Annotated in this window: 21 protein-coding genes; 1 reads left to right on the top strand and 20 read right to left on the bottom strand. The window is 67.6% G+C overall.

What is annotated here, in order from left to right; translation table 11 throughout:
* Positions 1-49: 49 nt before the first annotated feature.
* From DY157_RS00870 to glmS, 3 genes are all read right to left on the bottom strand, one after another.
* Positions 50-889, bottom strand: coding sequence for a sulfite exporter TauE/SafE family protein (locus tag DY157_RS00870; RefSeq protein ID WP_218938032.1), 840 nt, complete (start codon positions 887-889; stop codon positions 50-52).
* An 875-nt stretch (positions 890-1,764) separates the two neighbouring features.
* The gene (locus DY157_RS00865) at positions 1,765-2,664 is read right to left on the bottom strand and encodes a GRP family sugar transporter (RefSeq protein WP_115726769.1); all 900 of its coding nucleotides are present in this window, start codon (positions 2,662-2,664) and stop codon (positions 1,765-1,767) included.
* Positions 2,665-2,952: 288 nt separating this feature from the next.
* Positions 2,953-4,866 (bottom strand): glutamine--fructose-6-phosphate transaminase (isomerizing), encoded by a 1,914-nt coding sequence (glmS, locus tag DY157_RS00860; RefSeq protein WP_115726767.1) that lies wholly within the window; start codon positions 4,864-4,866, stop codon positions 2,953-2,955.
* Positions 4,867-5,133: 267 nt separating this feature from the next.
* On the opposite strand from glmS, the gene coaA reads away from it, so the two are divergent.
* A complete protein-coding gene (coaA, locus tag DY157_RS00855) occupies positions 5,134-6,126 on the top strand; it encodes a type I pantothenate kinase (RefSeq protein WP_115726766.1) in 993 nt (330 codons plus the stop codon).
* Between the two features lie 253 nt (positions 6,127-6,379).
* Here the strand turns inward: coaA and glmM are convergent, their stop codons facing one another.
* The 17 genes from glmM to infA form a co-directional block, all read right to left on the bottom strand.
* A complete protein-coding gene (glmM, locus tag DY157_RS00850) occupies positions 6,380-7,741 on the bottom strand; it encodes a phosphoglucosamine mutase (protein ID WP_115726764.1) in 1,362 nt (453 codons plus the stop codon).
* 363 nt (positions 7,742-8,104) lie between these two features.
* Positions 8,105-8,596: a 30S ribosomal protein S9 gene (gene rpsI / locus DY157_RS00845; protein WP_115726762.1), complete on the bottom strand. Its 492-nt coding sequence runs from the start codon at positions 8,594-8,596 to the stop codon at positions 8,105-8,107.
* Positions 8,597-8,640: 44 nt separating this feature from the next.
* Positions 8,641-9,084, bottom strand: a complete 444-nt coding sequence (rplM, locus tag DY157_RS00840) for a 50S ribosomal protein L13 (RefSeq protein WP_115726760.1) — start codon at positions 9,082-9,084, stop codon at positions 8,641-8,643.
* 276 nt (positions 9,085-9,360) lie between these two features.
* Positions 9,361-10,338, bottom strand: a complete 978-nt coding sequence (gene truA / locus DY157_RS00835) for a tRNA pseudouridine(38-40) synthase TruA (RefSeq protein WP_115726758.1) — start codon at positions 10,336-10,338, stop codon at positions 9,361-9,363.
* Positions 10,326-11,075, bottom strand: a complete 750-nt coding sequence (locus DY157_RS00830) for an ROK family protein (protein WP_115726756.1) — start codon at positions 11,073-11,075, stop codon at positions 10,326-10,328. The genes truA and DY157_RS00830 overlap by 13 nt, the downstream gene beginning before the upstream one ends.
* Before the next feature lie 79 nt (positions 11,076-11,154).
* The gene (locus DY157_RS00825; protein WP_115726754.1) at positions 11,155-12,201 is read right to left on the bottom strand and encodes a LacI family DNA-binding transcriptional regulator; all 1,047 of its coding nucleotides are present in this window, start codon (positions 12,199-12,201) and stop codon (positions 11,155-11,157) included.
* Complete coding sequence (locus DY157_RS00820) at positions 12,198-13,568, bottom strand: glycoside hydrolase family 13 protein (RefSeq protein WP_115726752.1); 1,371 nt, start codon at positions 13,566-13,568, stop codon at positions 12,198-12,200. Before DY157_RS00820 ends, DY157_RS00825 begins: the two co-directional genes overlap by 4 nt.
* Position 13,569: 1 nt before the next feature.
* A complete protein-coding gene (locus tag DY157_RS00815) occupies positions 13,570-14,406 on the bottom strand; it encodes a carbohydrate ABC transporter permease (RefSeq protein WP_115726751.1) in 837 nt (278 codons plus the stop codon).
* Positions 14,403-15,287: a carbohydrate ABC transporter permease gene (locus DY157_RS00810; protein ID WP_115726749.1), complete on the bottom strand. Its 885-nt coding sequence runs from the start codon at positions 15,285-15,287 to the stop codon at positions 14,403-14,405. Before DY157_RS00810 ends, DY157_RS00815 begins: the two co-directional genes overlap by 4 nt.
* A 29-nt stretch (positions 15,288-15,316) precedes the next feature.
* Entirely contained in the window at positions 15,317-16,591 is a 1,275-nt protein-coding gene (locus DY157_RS00805; RefSeq protein ID WP_235827024.1) for an ABC transporter substrate-binding protein, read from the bottom strand.
* A 93-nt stretch (positions 16,592-16,684) separates the two neighbouring features.
* Positions 16,685-18,358 (bottom strand): glycoside hydrolase family 13 protein, encoded by a 1,674-nt coding sequence (locus DY157_RS00800; protein WP_218938031.1) that lies wholly within the window; start codon positions 18,356-18,358, stop codon positions 16,685-16,687.
* A 351-nt stretch (positions 18,359-18,709) separates the two neighbouring features.
* On the bottom strand, positions 18,710-19,219 hold the full coding sequence (rplQ, locus tag DY157_RS00795) for a 50S ribosomal protein L17 (protein WP_115726746.1): 510 nt from the start codon (positions 19,217-19,219) through the stop codon (positions 18,710-18,712).
* Between the two features lie 42 nt (positions 19,220-19,261).
* On the bottom strand, positions 19,262-20,260 hold the full coding sequence (locus tag DY157_RS00790; protein WP_115726745.1) for a DNA-directed RNA polymerase subunit alpha: 999 nt from the start codon (positions 20,258-20,260) through the stop codon (positions 19,262-19,264).
* 189 nt (positions 20,261-20,449) lie between these two features.
* Positions 20,450-20,860, bottom strand: a complete 411-nt coding sequence (gene rpsK, locus DY157_RS00785; RefSeq protein WP_115726743.1) for a 30S ribosomal protein S11 — start codon at positions 20,858-20,860, stop codon at positions 20,450-20,452.
* Between the two features lie 61 nt (positions 20,861-20,921).
* Positions 20,922-21,296, bottom strand: a complete 375-nt coding sequence (gene rpsM / locus DY157_RS00780; RefSeq protein ID WP_115726742.1) for a 30S ribosomal protein S13 — start codon at positions 21,294-21,296, stop codon at positions 20,922-20,924.
* 148 nt (positions 21,297-21,444) lie between these two features.
* Entirely contained in the window at positions 21,445-21,558 is a 114-nt protein-coding gene (rpmJ, locus tag DY157_RS00775) for a 50S ribosomal protein L36 (protein WP_003790577.1), read from the bottom strand.
* A gap of 41 nt (positions 21,559-21,599) precedes the next feature.
* Positions 21,600-21,821: a translation initiation factor IF-1 gene (gene infA, locus DY157_RS00770; RefSeq protein ID WP_115726740.1), complete on the bottom strand. Its 222-nt coding sequence runs from the start codon at positions 21,819-21,821 to the stop codon at positions 21,600-21,602.
* Between the last annotated feature and the right edge of the window lie 616 nt (positions 21,822-22,437).

The following is a 22,437-nucleotide window of genomic DNA, read 5'->3' as shown; positions in this document are numbered from 1 at the left end:
GGCGGCTCATCGGTCGTCCTTCTCGGGGAGCGGCTCCGGCCTCGTGCGCCTAGGCGACGAGCTGCGAGGCGAGCTTGACGAGGAGCGCGAGGACGACGATGACGAGGACGCGGCGGATGAAGCGGGCTCCGAGGCGGGTCGCCCAGCGGGCGCCGGTGTAGCCGCCCGCCATGTTCGCGGCGGCCATCGCGAGCCCGAGCGGCCAGTCGATCGCGCCGTGCGCGCCGAAGAAGAGGAGCGCGCCGAGGTTCGTCGCGGAATTGACGATCTTCGTCAGCGCGGTCGCGCGCAGGACGTCCATCTGGGCGGCGCCGATGAACGCCATGAGGAGGAACGAGCCCGTCCCCGGCCCGAGGAGCCCGTCGTAGAGGCCGACGATTCCTCCGAATGGGACGGTGCGCGCGATCAGGGCGCCGATCGGCAGTCCGGAGCGCTTCGAGGCGAAGAGCTGCGGCTTCGCGATCGTGAGGACGAGGACGACGAGGAGCGCGCCGATGACGAGCGGGGTGAAGGAGTTCTTCGGGATCCTCGAGGCGAGGCCCGCGCCCCCGGACGCGGCGAGGAACGCGAGGAGCGCGGTCGGGGCGGCGATGCGCAGGTCGGAGCCGATCCTCCGCGAGTAGGCGACGGCGGCCGTGCCGGTTCCGGCGAAGCTCGCGAGCTTGTTCGTCGCGAGCGCGGTGACCGGTGCGATGCCCGGGACGAGGAGGACGGCCGGAAGCTGGATGAGTCCGCCGCCGCCGACGACGGCGTCGACGGCGCCGGCGAGGAAGGCGGCGCCCAGAAGGACGAGGAGGTGCGGGGCGACGCCGAGCGAGCCGAGCGTCGGCACCGTCTCGACGGCGATGCGCTCGATCGAATCGATGAGGGCGGCGGGGTCGAACGGCACGATGAGACTCTAGTCCGCCCCGTGGGCGCTTCCGTCCTGCGTCCGCCCCCCATTCGCCGAGAGCATTACCCGACCCCCGCCGACGGCATTACCCGGTTCCCGCCGACGGCATTACCCGGCCCCGCCGAGAGCATCACCTTCGCGCGCCGAGGGGATCTCTTTGCTGACACGAGCGACGGGGGCGCCGCCCGCCCCTCATTTGCCGAAGGCATTACCCGACCAGCACCGAGAGCATTACCGGCTCTTCGCAGTCGGGGGTGTAGCCGGTTGTCAGTGCCCTACACGACCTGCATCGCCGTCTCGGCGCGCGTGGTGGGTGGGGAGGGGCGTCGAGTGTGCGATCCACGTCGCCGCACGCCCGGGAGCGGTGGCCCGCACGACCTGCATCGCCGTCTCGGCGCGCGTGGTGGGTGGGGTGGGGCGTCGAGTGTGCGATCCACGTCGCCGCACGCCCGGAATCAATGGCCCGCACGACCTGCATCGCCGTCTCGGCGTGGATGGTGGGCGGGGAGGGGCGTCGAGTGTGCGATCCAAGTCGCTCTGCGCACGGGATCGGTGGCCCGCATGACCTGCATCGCCGTCTCGACCTGCTTCGGTGGGCTTCCGTCGGAGTGCTCGGCGGCTTTCACGACGTTTGATGGCGTTCGGCGCCGTTCGGCGGCGAAATCCCGGCGCCTCGTATCGCCGCCGAACATGAGGAAAGCCACCACACGCGCCGAGAAGGACCGCAGCACCGGGAGGCTCCAGACCGCCGCCTCACCCGACCACACCCCCAGATCGTGAAGAGCCGCATTACCCGACCCCCGCCGACGGGATCTCCCCCCTCGATCCGGCGCGCCGCCCCGACCTCGTCGATCGGGAGAAGGAGCGGAAACTCAGGCGGCGTCGATCGCCTTCGCCGCGCCCGCGAGGAACGCGCCGAGGATGACGAGCGCGACGCCCATCGCCGTCCAGCGCAGCTCGCGTTTCGTGCGGTGCTCGCCGAGCAGGAGGATCCCCGCCGGAGTCGAGATGAGGATGCCGAGCTGCGAGAGCGTGAACCCGGTCGCCACGCCGACGCGCCCCGCGGAGACCTGGAGGATGAGGACGGCGCCGCCCCACATCATGCCGGGGAGCAGCTGACGCAGAGTCGTCCTCGACCATCGAGTATCCGCCGGCCCGTCCCACGGGGTGAAGCGCGGCGAGGTGAGGACGAGCGCGACCGTCATGTACCCCAGCGCCTGCGGAAGCAGCGCGGTCTGGCCGTCGACGCCGAACCAGCGGACGAAGAGGAGGTAGACGACGAGCCCGAAGGTCGACGTGAGGAGCAGTCGAAGCCCGCGCCCCCAGTCGAGGTCGAGGGCGTCCTCGGCGGAGCGGGCCTCGTGGCGGGAGACGAGCCACACGCCGAGGACCAGCGCGAGGATCGCCGCACCGCCGTAGAGCGGGGACGCGCCGCGGCGCCACTCGCCGAAGAGGAGGACCCCGCCGAGCGACATCGCGACGAGCTGCATGCCCGTCGAGGTCGGCATCGTCCGCGAGACTCCGAGGACGCGCAGGCAGATCGTCTGGTCGAACAGGCCCCACCCGAGGAGCAGGCCGGAGAGGTAGGCGACGACGACCGACTGGGGCGTCCAGTGGACGTGGAGGAAGGGCGTCGCGATGAGGGCGGTGACGAACCCGCCGGCCATGAGCCCGAGAATCCGCTGCCGGTCGTCGCCGCCGAGGACGACGAGCAGGACGGACATCGTCCCGAAGACGAGTGAGGAGCTCAGAGCGAGGAGGAGGTCGGCCACGGGGAAAGCGTAGCGGCGCGGGCGGGGCTCCCCCGCATCCGGTCGTCGCGCCCGCGGTGAGTTCGCGCACGAGGCCGGGGCGGGGCGCTCGCCGCGAGGAGTCGATGCGCGCTCGTCGACCGACGAGGCCGGGGCGGGGCGCTCACCGGGAGGAGTCGATGCGCGCTCGTCGACCGACGAGGCCGGGGCGGGGCGCTCGCCGCGAGGAGAAGGGACGGGCCCGCGGGTTCGACGAGAAGGCGCCCGCCCCGTTCCCCGGGGCGGGCGCCTCTCAACCGATCGAGGCCGTCACTCGACGGTGACGGACTTCGCGAGGTTGCGCGGCTGGTCGACGTCGAGGCCCTTCACGGTCGCGAGCTCGCAGGCGAAGATCTGGAGGGGGACGACGGTGAGGAGCGGCGCGTAGAGCGTCGGGATCGGCGGGACGCGGAAGACGACCTCGGCGAACTCGTCGACCGAGTGGTCGCCCTCCTCCGCGACGACGATCGTGCGTGCGCCGCGGGCGCGGACCTCCTGGATGTTCGCGAGGACCTTGTTGTGGAGTTCGGGGCGACGCGGGGTCGGGACGATGATGATGACCGGCTGGCCGTCGTCGACGAGGGCGATCGGCCCGTGCTTGAGCTCGCCGGCGGCGAAGCCCTCGGCGTGGATGTAGCAGATCTCCTTGAGCTTGAGCGCGCCCTCGAGGGCGACGGGGAAGCCGACGTGACGGCCGAGGTAGATGACCGAGGTCGCGTCCGACATCGTGCGGGCGAACTGACGCACGGTCTCGCCCTGGTCGAGGACCTGCTGGATCTTCGCGGGAGCCTCGGCGAGCTTGTCCATGTAGTCGGCGATCTCGTCGGAGTACTTGTTCCCGCGGACCTGGGCGAGGTAGAGGCCGAGGATGTAGCAGGCGGTGACCTGCGAGGTGAAGGCCTTCGTCGAGGCGACCGCGATCTCCGGGCCGGCGTGCGTGAGGAGGACCGCGTCGGACTCGCGCGAGATCGTCGAGCCGGGGGTGTTGACGATCGCGACGACCTTCGCGCCCTGCTCGCGGGCGTGGCGGATCGCCTGGATGGTGTCCATGGTCTCGCCGGACTGGGAGATGGCGACGACGAGGGTTTTCTCGGTGACGACGGGGTCGCGGTAGCGGAACTCGGAGGAGAGTTCGACCTCGACGGGGATGCGGCACCAGTGCTCGATCGCGTAGCGGGCAACCTGCCCGGCGTAGGAGGCGGTGCCGCAGCCGATCATGATGATCTTGTCGATGCCGCGGAGGACCGATTCGGGGATGCGGACCTCGTCGAGGGCGAGGCGCCCGTTCGAGTCGACGCGGTCGGCGAGCGTGTCGGCGACGCCGCGGGGCTGCTCGTGGATCTCCTTCTCCATGAAGGTCGGCCACCCGGCCTTGGTCGCGCGGTCGGACGCGAAGTCGACCTCGTACTCCTTGAGGGGGACGGGGTCGCCGTCGTGGCCGATGACGACGACGCCCTTCGCGGTGACGAGGACGGTCTGGTCCTGGTCGATCTCGACGGCGCGCGAGGTGTGCTCGACGAAGGCGAGGACGTCGGATCCGAGGAAGTTCTCGTTCTCGCCGAGTCCGATGACGAGCGGCGAGGACCGGCGCGCCGCGACGATCGCGTCGGGCGCGTCGGCGGAGACGACGAGGAGTGTGAAGGTGCCCTGGAGGCGCGCGGTGACGGCTCGGAGGGCCGCGACGAGGCGGCGGGCCGCGCGGGCGGCGTCGCCTTCGAGGCCGGCGGCGTCGCCGTCCCATTCGGCGAGGTCGGCGGAGTCGTAGGCCCTCTGGACGAGGTGGACGACGACCTCGGTGTCGGTGTCGGAGGCGAAGTTCACGCCGGCGGCGCGCAGCTCGGCGCGCAGGGCGTCGGCGTTCTCGATGATGCCGTTGTGGACGAGGGCGAAGCGGCCGTCCTCGGACGAGTGGGGGTGGGCGTTCGCCTCGGTCGGGCGGCCGTGGGTCGCCCAGCGGGTGTGGCCGATGCCGGCGGTGGCGTCGGCGGGGGCGTCCGCCGCGATGGCGTCGGCGAGGTTGGTGAGTTTGCCGACCGCGCGGACGACGTCGAGCCCGTCCTCGGTGACGAGGGCGATCCCGGCGGAGTCGTATCCGCGGTATTCGAGGCGGGCGAGGCCGCCCATGACGACCTCGCGCGAGCGCTGCGAGGCCTGGCATCCGATGTGTCCGACGATTCCGCACATGGCGCCAATTCCACCACACGCGCGCCTCCGCCGCCCGTCCCACGGCCCCTTCTCCCCGACTTTGCGCGCTTGTTCACGCTCGACGGATCCACACTCCCCGCAATTCCGCACACAGTTTCGGCGCTGCCGACGCCCGACGAGCAGGGCCTCGCACCAAAAGTCCTGGTCACAGGGTTTCGATGCGGGCAACGGTCAAGAAACTGTGTGCGTTTCTGCGGGTCGGCGACGGGAGGGCCGGGGCTCGGGCGCCCGCGAGGGCCCGGTTCGATGCGAGAACGACGCCGAGTGCGGCACAATGCGGCAGTGACCTCCCGTACGGACCTTCGCGCCATCAGCCCCTTCGCCCGCTTCGAACGCGCGGAGTGGGACCGCCTCGCCGATCGCACTCCCCTGCCGCTCACGCAGGCGGACATCGACCGGATCGCCTCGCTCGGCGACCCGATCGACATGTCGGAGGTCGACGCGATCTACCGTCCGCTGTCGGCGCTCCTCCAGCTCTACGTCGATGGCCGCCGCCGCACGGCCCGCGAGCGCCGCGACTTCCTCGGCGAGGACCGCGCGGTCGACACGCCCTTCGTCATCGGGATCGCGGGTTCGGTCGCGGTCGGCAAGTCGACGGTCGCGCGCCTCCTCCAGCTGCTCCTCCAGCGCTGGGCGCACACGCCGCGCGTCGACCTCGTGACGACGGACGGTTTTCTCTACCCGAATGCGGTCCTCGAGTCGAAGGGCATCCTCGCGCGGAAGGGCTTCCCCGAGTCCTACGACCGCCCCGCGCTCCTCGAGTTCCTCGCGGCCGTGAAGTCAGGAGCGCCGGAGCTCGAGGTCCCGGTCTACTCCCACGTCGTCTACGACATCGTCGAGGGCGAGACGCTGAAGATCCAGTCCCCCGACATCCTCATCGTCGAGGGCCTCAACGTCCTCCAGCCGCCGCGCGTCCACCCGGGGGCGCGCGGCGTCGCGGTGTCGGACTACTTCGACTTCTCGATCTACGTGGACGCCGAGGAGCCGGACATCGAGCAGTGGTACGTCGACCGCTTCCTCGAGTTGCGCCGCACGGCATTCTCGCGCGAGGACTCGTTCTTCCGCACCTACGCGGGCCTCACGGACGAGGAGGCGGAGACGACCGCCCGCATGGTGTGGTCGGCGATCAACCTGCCGAACCTGCGCGAGAACATCGCGCCGACGCGCGAGCGCGCGACGATGATCTTCAAGAAGGACCGCTCCCACCGGGTCGAGTCGCTGCTCCTCCGCAAGGACTGACCTCCCCTTCGCCGTCCCCCTCGCCTCGCCCTACTCCGTCCCCTCCCCTCGCCGAGAGCATTACTTTCGCGCGCCGAAAGCATCACCTTGCTCCGTCGAGGGGATGCGGCGCCCGCCCTCAGCGCACGCGACGCCCGCCCGGCGCCTTCCCACGTCCGCTCCCGATCGACGAGGACGCGGCCCCGCCCTCGTCGATGGGAAAACGGAAGCGGCGCCGCCCCGCAGGGCGACGCCGCGAACCGGGGGTCGGATCTCAGAGGGAGAGGTTCTCCTTGACGACGTCCGCGAGGCGCTGGGCGACGCCGTCGGCCTGCTCCTGGGTGGCGGCCTCGACCATGACGCGGACGAGGGGCTCGGTGCCCGAGGGGCGCAGGAGGACGCGGCCGGTCTCGCCGAGCTCCGCTTCGGCGGCGGCGACCGCCGACTGAACGGCGGAGTTCGTTCCGGCGGCGGCCTTGTCGACGCCCTTGACGTTGATGAGCGTCTGCGGGAGACGGGTGACGATCGAGGCGAGTTCGGCGAGCGACTTGCCGGTCCGCTTCATGCGGGCCGCGACGCGCAGCGAGGTGAGGACGCCGTCGCCAGTCGTCGCATGGAGCGAATCGATGACGTGGCCGGACTGCTCGCCGCCGAGCGTGTAGCCGCCCTGAAGCATCTTCTCGAGGACGTAGCGGTCGCCGACGCCGGTCTGGACGGTGCGGATGCCGTGCTCCTTCATCGCGAGGATGAGGCCGAGGTTCGACATGACGGTGACGACGAGCGTGTCGGAGCCGAGCGTGCCGTCCTCCTTCATGCCGAGCGCGAGGAGGCCCATGATCTGGTCGCCGTCGACGAGGTTGCCCTCGGCGTCGACCGCGAGGCACCGGTCGGCGTCGCCGTCGTAGGCGACGCCCATGTCCGCGTGGACGGAGACGACGTAGTTCTGGAGCTGCTCGGGGTGGGTCGAGCCGCAGTCGGCGTTGATGTTGAGGCCGTCCGGGGAGGCGTTGATGACGATGACCTCGGCGCCGGCGGCGCGCAGGGCCGCCGGGCCCACGGAGGACGCGGCGCCGTTCGAGGCGTCGACGACGATGCGCAGTCCCGACAGGTCGGTGGCGACCGAGTCGACGAGGTGGTTGATGTAGTTCTGGTCGGCGACGGTCTCGCCCTTGATGACACGGCCGACGCCGGCACCGGTCGGGAGGTCGTCGACTGTGCCGAGGAGCGCCTCGATCTCGTCCTCGAGCGCGTCGTCGAGCTTATAGCCGCCGCGCGCGAAGAACTTGATGCCGTTGTCCTGGAAGGGGTTGTGCGACGCCGAGATGACGACGCCGAGGTCGATGTCCTGCGTCGCGGTGAGGTGCGCGATGGCGGGGGTCGGCAGGACGCCGACGCGGGTGACGTCGACGCCGGAGGAGGCGAGGCCCGCCGAGATCGCGTGGTCGAGGAACTCGCCGCTCGCGCGGGTGTCGCGGCCGACGATGGCGCGCGGCCGCCCGGAGCGCGAGCGCTTGCCCGCGGGCACGTCGCGCGTGAGGACGCGCGCCGCCGCCTGTCCCAGCTGGACCGCGAGCGCGGGGGTGAGGAGGTCGTTCGCGAGTCCGCGCACGCCGTCGGTGCCGAACATTCGAGCCATATGTCGTCCTTACTCGTGACTGGTCAGTCGCCGACGGCCGGGCCCCGAAGCCCGCGCCGGGCACTGCGCCCAGCCTACCCGCCCGGCCCGGCGATCGGCCCGTTGGTCGACGGGCGTCCTCCGCCGTCGCGCTCCTCATCGACGATCGACGAGGCCGGGGCGGTGTGTTGCAGGAGGGGAGAACACGTCCCCTCGATCGAGCAAGGTGATGCTCTCGGCGAAGACCGCCGAGAGCATCACCTTGCCCCGTCGAAAGCATCACCTTGCCCCGTCGAGAGCATCACCTTTCCCACGGAAACAGACCGCGGCCCCGCCCTCGTGAATCCGAGGAGCGGGGCCGCAGGTGCAGGAATCGGGCGCCGATCAGCGCTTCGAGTACTGCGGGGCCTTGCGGGCCTTCTTGAGGCCGGCCTTCTTGCGCTCGATGGCGCGCGCGTCGCGGGTCAGGAAGCCCGCCTTCTTGAGCGCGGGGCGGTTGGCGTCGCGGTCGATCTCGTTGAGAGCGCGCGAGATGCCGAGGCGCAGGGCGCCCGCCTGGCCGGAAATGCCGCCGCCGTTGATGCGGGCGATGACGTCGAAGCGGCCTTCGAGGTCGAGAAGGACGAAGGGCGACTTCACGAGCTGCTGGTGGAGCTTGTTCGGGAAGTAGTCCTCGAGGGTGCGTCCGTTGATCTTCCACTCGCCGGTTCCGGGAACCAGGCGAACGCGGGCGACGGCCTCCTTGCGGCGGCCCAGGCCCGCGCCGGGCGCGGTGATGGACTGGCCGGCGCCGACGGGCGCCGTCTCGGTCTCGGTCGTGTACGAGCTGGGGGCGTTCTCCTCATCCAGCTCGACGATTTCGGTGGTCTCAGCCACGGTTCTCCTCAGTGCTTATGTCGGTGCTCAGCGGCGCGAGGCGCTCACTGGGCCACCTGGGTGATCTCGTAGGGAACCGGCGACTGGCCGGCGTGCGGGTGCTCAGCGCCGACGTAGACGTGCAGCTTCTTGAACTGCGCGCGGCCGAGGCTGTTGTGGGGAAGCATGCCGCGGACGGCCTTCTCGACCGCGCGCTCAGGCGCCTTGGCCATGAGGTCGCGGTAGGAGGTCGCGGTCAGACCGCCGGGACGCCCGGAGTGGCGGTACGCCATCTTCTGCTCGAGCTTCTTACCGGTCAGAACGACCTTGTCCGCATTGATGATGATGACGTTGTCGCCCATGTCCATGTGAGGGGCGAACGTCGGCTTGTGCTTCCCACGGAGAATGGCGGCAACCTGGGCCGCCAGGCGGCCGAGGACGACATCGGTGGCGTCGATGACGTACCACTTCTTGTCCGCGTCCCCGGGCTTGGGTGAATAGGTGCGCACGGGCGTAACCTTCAATTCTTTCGGTCATGGAGCTGCGGACCTGATGTTCGATCCGCGCTCACGATGAAACGGTTCGCGCGAGGCGTCGGCCGCTGCTCGACGGCGAGTGGGAGACACCGAAGGAGCTGCTGACGCACAGCGTCAATCAGTCTATCCGGGGCGCGCCCGGCCGGTCAAAGCGCCGTGGGCACTGTGTCGGATCACTCAGAGGCGCTTCGGGGACGATGGCGGGGCGCGGAGCCGCATGACCGCCGCGCGCCGACGCGGACGCGCGGATCAGCCGCAACAGCCTCCGACTTCATCCCTGCGGGCGCGCGCACGGAGCGCCCTCGCCGCCCATTCCGCCTCGGGCGGATAGTCGACGCCCTCGAGGCTCAGTCCGTGCGCGGGCGCGATCGGCGCCGCCGAGATCCGGGAGCAGCCCGCCAGGAGCTCCCCCATCCACTCGGGGGCGCGCCTGCCGCGCCCGACTTCGAGGGCCGCCCCGACGAGCGAACGGACCATCGAGTGGCAGAAGGCGTCCGCCTCGACGCGGCATTCGATGATGCGCTCCGTGCGCGTGAACTCGAAGCGCGTGAGGGTCCGGATCGTCGTCGCGCCCTCACGGGGGCGGCAGTAGGAGAGGAAGTCGTGCTCGCCGAGCAGAAGGCGCGCGCCGGCGTTCATCGCCGCCGTGTCCAGCCCCCCGGGCGCGCTCAGCACATTGCGGCGCCGCTGAGGATCGGGCGCCCCGTCGGCCAGCCGGTAGCAGTAGCGCCTGCCGAGGGCGGAGAAGCGCGCGTCGAAGGCGGCGCTGACCGGGGTCGCGCTCACGATCACCGCATCCGAGGATCCGTGAGGCTCACGCAGGCCGTGCGCGCGCGCCCAGCGGGCGCGCGCCTGCCCCAGCAGAACGTTGAGCCTTCGCACCAGGCCCTCGCCGATCGCAGCCCCGTCGCCCGGCTGAGCCCGGCGCGGCACGAGGGCGCGCCACGCCTCCACCGGGAGGTCCATGTGCGCGACCTGGTGCCGGGCGTGAACGCCCGCGTCGGTGCGCCCCGCCACCGTCAAAGCGACGGGCCCACGAAGAACGAGGGCGAGGGCGGCTTCGAGTTCTCCTTGAACTGTACGGAGCCCGGGTTGTGCGGCCCATCCGTGGAAGTCCGTGCCGTCATAGGCGAGGTCGAGGCGGACGCGCAGGCTCGTCCCCTCCCCTTGGCCGAACGGAGTCCCGCCCTCGTCCCCCGGGATCGCCGTGACCGTCACTTCTCCCATGCGCGCACTCCCCCGATGATCCCCGCGTCGTTCGGGACGATGACGACGTCGTCGCCCAGCCTCGCCCGGTTCGCGGCGGTGATGCGCTTCGAATTGCCGCCGCCGATGTAAAGGCGGTCCCACATGTACATCGGGCGCAGACCGTCGACGATGCGACGCACGCGCCGCGACCAGTGGGCGTCGCCGAGCCGGAGGCGCTCATGCTCGCCGATGTAGTCGTCGTAGGTGAGGCCCCAACGGACGAAACCCTGGGAGACCTCGACGTGCGGGGCGAGGGCGCCCGCGTCGAAGACGGCGTTGCCCAGCCCCGTGCCCAGGGTGATGATCATTTCCAGGCCGGTGCCGGTGATGACGCCCGCACCGGCGACCTCCGCGTCGTTCCATACCTTCGTCGGCAGGCCGAGGCTGCGGCCGATCGCCCTCCCCATGTCGAAGTTCTTCCACTCCTCGACGAGTTCGGGCACGACCTTGGAGCGCGGGCCGGATCTCGTGATGTAGTGGGGCGTCGCGATGACGATGCCGTGCCGGATCATTCCCGGCATGCCCATCGTCACGCGGTCCGCGGCGGGCAGGCGCTCGGCTAGCCCGCGGACGGTGTCGACGAGCAGCGACGGCGGCAGCGGATACGGGGTCGGCACTCTGAGGGGCTTGGCGACCATCGTCCCGCGCGGATCGAGGACGGATCCCTTGATGCCGCCTCCGCCGCAATCGATGGCGAGGGTCATGGGTTCGGACATGCCCCCATGCTATCGGCGTGCGCGCCGATCCCCTCCTTTTCCTTTGCGCTTCAGCGTCCGCTCGCCGCACCTCGGGTTCTCAGGCGGCAGGTCCGGTCGAGTCCCTCACCAGAAGGGTCGTTTCAAGGACCTCTCGACGGGATCTTCCCTCTTCCCGGGACATCTCCTCAACGAGGAACTCCGCGGCGAGGCGCCCCTTGGTGATGATCGCCTGATGCACGGTCGTCAGTCCTGGCCGGACCGTCAGTGCTTCCCCGATGTCATCGAATCCGGAAACCGACACCTGTCCGGGCACGTCGACTCCCGCGCGGTGCGCCGCGTCGAGGACTCCGAGGGCGATGATGTCGCTGAAGGCGACGATCGCCGTGGGGCGATCGGTGCCGTTCCGTATTCTCTCGAAGGCTCGGACGCCGCCTTCGCGAGTCGAGGGGACTTGCAGAACCGAAATGCCTGGGGAGCGCAGCCCCATCCCTTCACTGCGGAGCACATCGGCGATCGCGTCGATCCTCTTCTTCACGGCGCCCCGCCATCGCGATTCATCGTCTCCCCGATCGGTGTCGATGACGAGGAATGCGAAACGCCGGTGCCCGAGGCGGAGGAGGTGCTCCATCAGCTGGCGGGTGCCCGATTCCTCATCGACGCCGATCGACGGGAATCCCTCGTGATCCTCCCCATCCACCATGACGGTCGGGATCCCCCTCTGCCGGAGGGCCTGCACCTCGCCGCGATCCTCCTCAAGACCGCAAACGATGAACCCGTCCACTGCAGCATAGGGAATCGCCTTGAGCATCGATCCCTTCAGCGGCGGAACAAGGAGCAGCGTACGGCCTTCACGCTGGCAGATCGTCCCCACTCCCTGGAGGAACATCGCGTAATAGGGGTTCTCGAGGGCGCGGTCGATCTGCTGCGGCAGGAGGACGCCGAAGGAGTCCGTGCGACGGGTCCGCAGCATCCGTGCGGCGGGATCCTGGGAGTACCCCAGCTCGCGGGCGGCCTCCATCACGCGTTCCACGGTGCTCTCCGAGAGCTGTTTGGAATCCCTGAAGGCGAGGGAGACCGTCGACTTCGAGACTCCGACGCGGTCGGCGATGTCCTTGTAGGTCGGGCGTTTCTGAGTCCGTCTCATCGCGCCCTCCCCCGTTTGAGGAATCGAGATCCCGCTCCTTGGAAGGTGACGCCGCCCTCGTGCAGCTCGCCCGAGTCTTCATCCGTCCAGGGCCCCGAATCGGCACTGGGCAATTCTCGGAGATCCACGCGCGTGCCGTGCCCGCGATGGACCAGAACAGCGAAATCTTCCTCCGCATGGCGCCTCATGATGACAAGGGTATCGGCATCGATCGCATGGAGACCCTGTTCGCCCCGGCGCAGAGCGATGCTGCGTCCTCTCATGCGCCCCAGGAAACGCACATGATCGAGGATCTTCGTGTTCCACTGAGCGATGTCCCAGACCATTCCTCCTCGGCATCCGGGGTCGTTCGCTCCGAGCATCCCCACTTCGTCGCCGTAGTAGAGCATCGGCGCGCCCTGGCAGGCGTACATGATGTCGTAGGCGATCAGTTCGGAGTCGGCATCGAGGCCGTGCCGGGTGAGGAGGCGCTCCGTGTCGTGGCTGCCCAAGAGGTTGAGCATTCCGTGATGGAATCCCTCGGGGATCCGATCGCGCAATTCATTGAGCCCCTTCGCGAGGGCGAAGGCGTCGACGCTCCGATCCGCGGTGAAGCCGAGGACCAGGTCGCGCAGGGTGTAATTCATCGTCCCGTCGGCGGTGTCACCGGCGAGCCAGGGTTCGGGCTCGCGCCATTCCTCGGCGACGATGTACAGGTCGTCGCACTTCGCCTTCACGGTCTGACGGAAGCGGCGCCAGAAGTTCATGTTGATGAAGTAGGGGACGTCGAGGCGCCACCCGTCGATCCCCCTGTCGATCCAGTACTCGGCGACGGAGAGGTGATGCCGCCGCACATCGGGATGATGGACATTCCACTTCGGCAGGTATTCGCATCCCGAGCAGGTCCGATAATTCGGTGTCGGCGCGTTCACGACGGGGAAGTCCTCGATGTAGTACCAATCGACGTACTCCGAGTCGGCTTCGCGCTCGACGGCGTCTAGGAAATAGGGGTGCGTCTTCCCGCAGTGATTGAGGACGGCATCGAGAACGACGCGGATCCCCCGTCGGTGGGCCGCCTCGATGAGGGAGGTGAAGGCGGCTTCGCCCCCGAGAGCGGGATCGATGGAGAAGTAGTCCTCGGCGTCGTAGCGGTGGTTGGTGCGGGCCTTGAAGATCGGCGTGAGGTAGAGGGCGTTGACCCCGAGCTCGCTGAGATGATCGAGCTTGCGGGTGATACCCGCGAGGTCTCCTCCGAAGAAGTTGTCCGGGGTCGGTTCGCTGTCCCAGGGGACGACTCCTCGCGGGTCGATGGAGGGATCGCCGTTGGCGAATCGTTCCGGGAAGATCTGATAGAAGACTGCATCATGAAGCCAATCGGGGGCGCTCATGTCACTCCTTCATTCCTGAGGCGGCGATGCCGCGGATGAGTGCTTTTTGGAAGAAGAGGAAGACGATCACTGTCGGGAGCGTAGCGGTGAGAGTCCCGGCCATGAGGTAGTTCCACGAGGTTCCGTACCGCCCGACGAATGCTTGCAAGCCGATCTGGATCGTCCGGTGCTCGTCCGTATTCGTGACGAGGAGGGGCCAGAGGAAGTCGTTCCAGGCGAAGAGGAAGCTGAAGATCGCGAGGGTCGCGAGCGCCGGACGGGACAGCGGGATGATGATCCGGCAGAAGACGGACAGGCGGCTGCATCCGTCGATGCGCGCGGCTTCCTCCAGCTCAACGGGTATCGAGGTGAAGAACTGCCTCAGAAGGATGATCCCGAAGACGTCTGCGAGGCGCGGGACGACGAGCGCCGTCATCGTATCGATCCAGCCGAGATTCGCCACGAGCGAGTACAGGGGGATCACCGTGACGAAGCTCGGGACCATGAGAAGGGCGAGGAATCCGACGAAGATCGCATCCTTCGCCGGGAAGCGAAGGCGCGCGAAGGCGTAGGCGGCCATCGAGTCGAAGGCCAAGTGGCCGATGACGATGCCGAGCGCCATCAGCGCGGAGTTGAGGTAGTACTGCGCGAATGGAGCGGCATCCCACGCCTTCGCATAGTTCTCCCAGTGCCACGAGGTCGGAAGGATCGAGGCATTCGTGTAGGTCTCGGCTCGGGTCTGCAACGAGGTTGTGAACATCCAGAGGAACGGCACGAGGACCGTTGCCGAACCGAGGATGAGCGCGGCGTGGCGGGCGAGGCGCCCGAGGATCGGTTTCTTGGAGCTATCGACGCTCATCGTTCCTCCTTCGAGGTGACCCGCCATTGGATCGCGGTGACCGCGAGCACGAGGGCGAGGGAGACGAAGGAGATCGCCGCTCCGTACCCGAAGCCATCGAGGCGGAATGCTTGTCGGTACATCAGCATGCCGAGCACATCGGTCCCGCCTCTGGGGCCGCCCTCGGTGAATACATACGCCAGGTCGAAGGACTGGAAGGCGGTGATGAGGGACTGGATCGAGACGAAGAATGTCATGGGCCGCAGGAGCGGAACTGTGATCCGCGTGAAGCTCTGCCATGCCGAGGCCCCGTCGAGTTGAGCGGCTTCATATACGGATACGGGGAGGGCCTGCATCGCCGTCAGGTAGAGGATCGCGTTGAATCCGATGTTCTTCCAGACTGTGAGAATCGTGAGGAGAAGCAGGGCGAGCCAGCGGTTCTGCAGCCAGTCGACCCCTCCGACTCCGACTGCGTCGAGGAGTTTGTTGACCAGTCCGGCGTCGTCGAACATGTACTTCCAGACGATCGCCGCCGCAGCCGATGAGGTGACGACCGGGAGGAAGAAGATCGTCCGGTAGATCGCTCGTCCTCGAATCGGGGCGTCCAGGAGCGCCGCGACCGTCAGGCCGGAGATGATGCTGAGGATGCAGACGCCGAAGGCGTAAACGATGGTGACGAGAAGACTGTTCTGGAATTCCGGGTCTGCGGCGAGCCTGGTGTAGTTGCCCAGGCCGATGAATTCCTTCGACGGCGTGAGCCCGTTCCAGGAGGTCAGGCTGAGGTAGCCGGCTGAGAGGATCGGATAGAGGGTGAATATCGCGAGAATGATGGTCGCTGGTGTGAGCAGACCCGCTGCGGTCACCGCTTCGTCCCGCCGAAATGCGTCGTGGCGAGCTTTCATTTCGTTCCTCCTCTCAGCCGGCTTCGGATTCAGCCGTTCGCGATCACGTCGTTGACTGCGCGCTCGGCGTTATCGAGGGCCTCCTGCGGAGTCGCTTCTCCGGCGAAGGCCTTCTCCATCTCCTTCGCGAAGGCGTAGGAGATCTTCGGGTACAGGGGCGTGTTCGGGCGCGTCCGCGCGTACTCCATCTGCTCGACGTAGGGCATGAGTCGGGGCTCGTTCTCCTTGACCCATGAGAGGTAGTCGTCGCTGGAGGCCATCGACTGGGTGACGGGGAGCATGCCGGTCGTCGTGCTCCAGTTCATGACCTGTTCGTCCTGCAGGAACCACTCGAGGAATGCCGCTGCTCCTTTCGCCTTGTCCGCCGAGTTGTTGAAGACGACCGCCTGTTCGCCTCCGAGGTTCGTCGCCTGGACGCCGCCCTCGGGAATGGGCAGCGGAGCGACGTCGAAGGCGAAGGGCGGATCGGGCGCCCAGATTCCGACCATCCAGGAGCCTTCCTGGGCGGAGCCTCCTGCTCCCTTCTCGAATTCTCCCCACCCCGCGTAGCGGCTCACTCCGGAATCGATGAGCGACTTCCAGAATTCGACGGCTTTCAAGCCCTCCGCGGTGTTGAAGGCAGCGGCGGAGTTGTCCTTCGTGAGGAATTCTCCTCCGGCCTGCCACAGGCTGACCTGGAAGTTCCAGGTGAGGCCCTCACCGTTGTCACCGGCCTCCGTCAAGAGGTCGTAGCCCGGCAGTCCCGTCTTCTCGGCGATGACGGCTCCTTGCTTCGCGAGCTCCTCCCAGGTCGTCGGCGGATCATCAGGATCGAGGCCCGCCCGGGTGAAGACGTCCCGGTTGTACATGTAGGCGAGATTGTTGGCGGAAACGGGCAGCGACACCTGTTTGCCCTCGATGCTGCCGTATTCGCGCAGGGCGGGGTTCACGTCGTCGATCACCGCGGAATCGACGAGGGGGGCGAGGTCTGCGAGTTCGCCGATCTGGGCCATCTGGGGGATCCACACGAGATCGCCGATGGCGATGTCGGGCAGGGAATTCGAGGAGGCCGAGGTCTTCAGCTTCGTGAGGAAGTCGGCGTTGGGCACGTTGGAGGTCGTCACTCGAACTGCGTCCTGGGAGTCGTTGTACTTCTGGACGAGCGCGTCGAAGGCGTCGGCGTTCGCGCCGTCCCAGTAGTGCCAGACCGTCACCTCCACGGGAGCGCCGTCGGCAGTCGACGTTGACTGCGCCGTGCCGCTGGTCGTGGTGCAGCCCGTCGCGAGGGCGAGAAGGGCCGCCGTTCCCGCGATGGCTGGAATCATGCGTTTCATGGTGCTCATCTTTCTTGTCGTGAATGTGTGGGAGATGCGCCGATCATGAGGATCGACTGCGGTGGTCGTCGATAAGCAGGCGGATCAGCTCTCGGCGGGGAGGCGTTCGAACCAGACGGTCGAGTCGCCTTCGACGAGGTCGCGCTCGGAGTCGTCGCTTCGGGCGATCACGCCTCCGAGTCCGCCGATCCGCTCGAAGGGGATCGGCGTGGAGCCGGTGTTCGTCACGCAGACGAAGGCCCCGTTGTCGAATGCGAGAGCATCCGTCTGCTCGAGGGGAAGCCATTCGAGATGGGTGATGCTGTGACGGTGTTCGTTCCGCGCCCGCAGGAAGCGCCGGTAGAGGGCGAGCATTGAGTGGGGGTTCAGGGCCTCCTCATCCCTCGTCATTCCTTCGTAGGTCTTGGGCTGGGGCAGCCAGGGATGCTTCCTCGCCTGCTCGGAGAATCCGAGCGAGGGCGCGCCGCGCTTCCAGGGCATGGGGATCCGGCATCCGTCGCGCCCGATCTGCATGCCGCCGGTCCGGTACCAGATCGGGTCTTGTCGTTCGTTCGGCGCGAGCTCGAGGTGCTCGGTCAATCCGAGCTCTTCGCCCTGGTAGACGTAGATGGTCCCCGGCAGGGCGGCCATGAGCGCCAGGGCCGCTCCGGCGCGCTTCGTTCCGAGGGTGAGGTCGACGGGTCCGGTTTTGCGGGCCGAGGCGAGCATGTCATCGGGAACGGGTTCCTCATTGACTTGCTCCTGCCCGTAGCGGGTGACTGCTCGGTGCACATCGTGATTCGCCAGGGTCCATGCGGGTCCTTCGACTTCGGATGCGAGTCCGATGCCCTTGTCGATGGCGCGGCGCAGTCTGCCGGCGATCCAGGGTTGAACGAGGAAATCGAAGGCGAAGGCCTGATGCAGTTCATCCTCAGCGGTGTAGTGCCGGAAGGAGCGGGGATCCGCCACCCACACTTCGCCGATCAGGTATCGCTTGGGCTCGTAAGCATTCGCGATCCCCCTCCAGCGCCGGTAGACCTCGTGCACTTCGGGTTGATTCCACAGCCCTTCCGCCGTTCCCGAGCTCGAGACTTCGCCCCGTGGAATCGGATCGGCTTTGACGAGTCCGTGCGCGACGTCGATGCGGAAGCCATCGACACCGCGGTCGAACCACCATTTGAGGACCGAGTTGAATTCCTCTCGGACTTCCTCGTTCCGCCAGTTGAAGTCCGGTTGCGAGGAGTCGAAGGCGTGGAGGTACCACTCCCCGTCGGCGCTTCCGGGGACACGGCTCCATGCGGGGCCTCCGAAAACGGACTGCCAGCTGTTCGGCGCTCCTTCGCCTCTTGCGCCGCGACCGGATTCGAAGTGAAAACGGCGTCGCGCAGGCGATCCGGCCTCCGCTCGAATCGCTTCCTGGAACCAGCGGTGCTGATCCGAGCAGTGGTTCGGAACGATGTCCATGAGGACCTTCAGCCCCAGGGAGTGCGCATCTTCGAGGAGACGGTCGAAGTCTTCGAGGGTTCCGTACATCGGATCGATGTCGCGGTAGTCGGCGATGTCGTATCCATGGTCGCGCTGGGGGGAACGGAAAATGGGGTTGAGCCATATCGCATCGCACCCCAGAGCCGCGATATGCCCGAGCCCTTCCCGGAGCCCATTGATATCCCCATTCCCGTCCCCGTCTGTGTCCTTGAAGGAGCGCAGATATACCTGGTAGACACAGGCGTTGCGCCACCAGTCGACTCCTGTCGAGGTCTCGATCGTCCGAGCCATCATCGCCGCACCCGTTCCTTCACGATTTCCTTCCTTCGCTCCGCACTTCCTCATGCGAAGCGGGACTGCAATCCTTCAGGAGTCGCGCGCGGCTCTGCGACGCGCCACCCTCCCGTCTTCGCTGACGATCAGGAGCTCGAATGTCTACTGGATCGATTTAATCATCTTGTGCACTCCAGGTCAAGAGGGAACGAAGATTCATGCGGGGAGATTCGGATCCGAACAACAACCCCTCCCGCAGGGCACGACGAAAGGGCGGGGAGGGAACATTCCCTCCCCGCCCTCGTCCGCCCTCAGGGGGCGATCAGCGGATCATCGCGTCCGGTTATGTGCGCCGAGCCGGACGCGGGTCGATCACTCGGCCTTCTCAGCCTCGGTCGTCTCCTCGGCAGCGGTCTCCTCGGCGGGAGCCTCGGCCGCTTCCTCGACCGGAGCCTCTTCGACCTTCTCCGCGGCCTTGGCGGCGGTGGTCTCAGCGGCCTTCACGACGGCCTTCTTCTCAAGCTTCTCGAGGACGATCTCGATGCGCATGAGAGGGGCGTTGTCGCCCTTGCGGTTGCCGACGCGGATCAGACGGGTGTAGCCGCCCTGACGCTCGGAGTCGATCGCCGGAGCGATCTCGTCGAAGAGCAGGTAAACGGCTTCCTTCGACGTAATCTTCTTGGCGACCGTGCGGCGGGCGTGCATGTCGCCGCGCTTGGCCTTGGTGACGAGCTTCTCGAAGTAGGGCTGGAGAAGCTTGGCCTTGGCCTCGGTCGTGGTGATCGCGCGGTGCTCGATGAGCTGGGTCGCGAGGTTCGCGAGGATCAGCTTCTGGTGCGCCGGGCTGCCGCCCAGGCGGGCGCCCTTCTTGGGAGTGGGCATTGTGTCTCCTACGGATTATTCGCGTCCATCGGACGCTCGGGGTCAGATGGACTGTTCGTCGCTGAACGTGATCGAGCCGGAGTCGGGCTCCCCGTACGACGGCATGACGGAGTCCTTGAGGGTCATGCCGAGCGCGGCGAGCGCGTCCTTGATCTCTTCGATCGACTTCGTTCCGAAGTTGCGGATGTCGAGAAGATCGGCCTCGGAGTGGGCGACGAGCTCGCCCACGGTGAGGATGCCACGACGGCGCAGCGCGTTGTACGAGCGCGACTGCAGGTTGAGGCTCTCGATCGGCAGGGCGAGGTCCGCGGCGAGGGTCGCATCCGTCGTGGACGGTCCGACCTCGATGCCTTCGGCTTCCTCGTTGAGCTCGCGCATGAGGCCGAAGAGCTCGACGAGGGTCTTGCCCGCGGAAGCGAGGGCGTCGCGCGGCGTGATCGCCGGCTTCGTCTCCACGTCGATGACGAGGCGATCGAAGTCGGTGCGCTGCTCGACGCGGGTCGCCTCGACCTTGTAGGTCACCTTGACGACGGGCGAGTAGATCGAGTCGATCGGGATCCGCGAGAGCTCGGCCTGCGGGTCCTTGTTCTGAGCGGCGGACACGTAGCCGCGTCCGCGCTCGACGGTCAGTTCGATCTCGATTCGGCCCTTGTCGTTCAGGGTGGCGAGGTGGAGCTCCGGGTTGTGGATCTCCACGCCGGCCGGGGGCTGGATGTCGCCGGCGAGAACCTCGCCGGGACCCGCCTTGCGCAGGTACATCACGACAGGCTCGTCCATCTCCGAGGAGAGGACGATCTGCTTGATGTTGAGGATGATCTCAGCGACATCCTCCTTCACGCCTTCGATCGTGCGGAACTCGTGCGCGACGCCGTCGATGCGGATCGAGGTGACCGCCGCGCCGGGGATCGACGACAGGAGGGTGCGACGAAGGGAGTTGCCCAGGGTGTAGCCGAATCCGGGCTCGAGGGGCTCGAGCGTGAAGCGCGAGCGGAATTCGCTGACCTTCTCCTCAGTGAGGATGGGTCGCTCTGCAATGAGCACGTCGTGGTCCTTTCTTCCCGGCGCCCGCCATATGACGCCGGACAGTCGTTCCCGCCTTCGCGGGACAGGGGGTGCGAGCCTGCCGATCGGCCGACTCGGACGTGGGGCGGGCGTTCACCCGGCTGCCCGTGGGCTCCTCGCGGATGCCCCTGGGCGTCGAGGGCGAAGCAGCCTGCCCGATGCGACGGATCAGACGCGGCGGCGCTTCGGGGGGCGGGCGCCGTTGTGGGCCTGGGGCGTGACGTCCTGGATCGAGCCGACCTCGAGGCCGGCGGCCTGGAGGGAGCGGATCGCAGTCTCACGGCCGGAGCCGGGGCCCTTGACGAAGACGTCGACCTTCTTCATGCCGTGCTCCTGGGCGCGACGAGCCGCCGCCTCGGCCGCGAGCTGCGCGGCGAAGGGGGTGGACTTACGGGAGCCCTTGAAACCGACCTGGCCGGAGGAGGCCCAGGCGATGACGGCGCCGGTCGTGTCGGTGAGGGACACGATGGTGTTGTTGAACGTCGACTTGATGTAGGCGTGCCCGTGGGTGACGTTCTTCGAGATCTTCCGGCGCGGCTTGCGAGCGGCACCGGAGCGCGAGGTCTTTGCAGCTGCCATGTTGCTTTACAGTTCCTTCTTCAGTCGTGTTCGGGCCCGTCGGGGGACGGGCCCCGAGGCCTTACTTGGCCTTCTTCTTGCCTGCGACGGTGCGCTTCGGGCCCTTGCGGGTGCGGGCGTTGGTCTTGGTGCGCTGACCGTGGACCGGCAGGCCACGACGGTGACGGAGGCCCTGGTAGGAGCCGATTTCGATCTTGCGGCGAATATCGGCCTGAACCTCGCGGCGGAGGTCGCCCTCGACCTTGAAGTTCGCTTCGATGTATTCGCGGAGCTTGACGAGATCCTCTTCGGTCGCGTCCTTGACGCGGACGTCCGGGCTGACGCCCGTGGCGGCGAGGGTCTCGGCGGCGCGGGTGCGGCCGACTCCGTAGATGTAGGTAAGCGCGATCTCCAGTCGCTTTTCACGAGGGAGGTCGACACCGGCAATACGTGCCATGTTGTTGGTGCTCCAGTTGTTCCTCGGAGGTCGTCATCGCGTCTTCCGGGTGAGCCACCCGGCCCCGGCCTCCGAACCGGGGGTCGCCTTGCGGCGGTCGACGTGATGCTGTCGGGCTATGGGCCCGTGGGTCGCCAGCGCGCGGGGCTCAGCCCTGACGCTGCTTGTGCCTGGGGTTGTCGCAGATGACCATGACGTTGCCGTGGCGACGAATCACCTTGCACTTGTCACAGATCTTCTTGACACTCGGCTTGACCTTCATGGTGGTTCCTCCACCGCCCGAGGGCGGTCAGTGTCGGTTTCTTACTTGTAGCGGTAGACGATACGGCCTCGGGAGAGGTCGTAGGGGCTGAGCTCGACGACGACCCGGTCCTCGGGGAGGATCCGGATGTAGTGCTGTCGCATCTTCCCCGCGATGTGGCCGAGAACAACGTGCCCGTTGTTCAGCTCCACGCGGAACATCGCATTGGGCAGGGCCTCGACGACCGTGCCTTCCATTTCGATGACGCCGTCCTTCTTCGCCATATCCTCCGTCTGTCCTCTACGTTCATCGGATGATGCGCGTCCCATGAGGGGCGCGGGGCGCTCGTCGGCGTACGGTGAAGCCCGGCGGCGACACGCCCGAGGATCAACCTTACGGGAAAGCGCCCCCGACGTGGTAGTCGAAGGGGCTGTCGACTGCCTCACCTTCGGCTCGTTCGTGCGTCGTTCGCGGATCGACGAGGCCGGGGCCGGGCGTCCACTCGAGGGAAGCGACTCGTCCCTGCGCCTCAACAGCAGGCCGTCCGAGCCTCGCCCACTTCGCCTGGAAAACGCCGCCCGAACAGGACGCCGTGTCGAGCTCGCCCTCCTGCGCCCTGAGACCGCGCCCGAACCGCACACCGCCCTGGCATCCCGTCCAACACGCGTTTGGCGGGTTTCCTGACGTTTGGCGGCGCAGATAGGCCCAAATATCGCCGCCAAACACCCACAAAGCCGCCAAACACGGACAGAGCACCACACTTCCCCAGTGGAGGAGTTCGCGACACGTGGAGGACCTCACCGGCCTCACCCCCACCCATTCCCGCTCCACACTTACCGAGTGGAGGAGTTCGCGACACGTGGAGGACCTACACCCCCTCCTCTTGTCGCCAACCCCTCC

The organism is Actinomyces culturomici, assembly GCF_900499005.1.
GTDB classification, from domain to species: Bacteria; Actinomycetota; Actinomycetes; order Actinomycetales; family Actinomycetaceae; genus Pauljensenia; species Pauljensenia culturomici.
The sequence above is the reverse complement of the archived record's forward strand: the minus strand, read 5'-3'. Positions and strand labels throughout refer to the sequence as shown.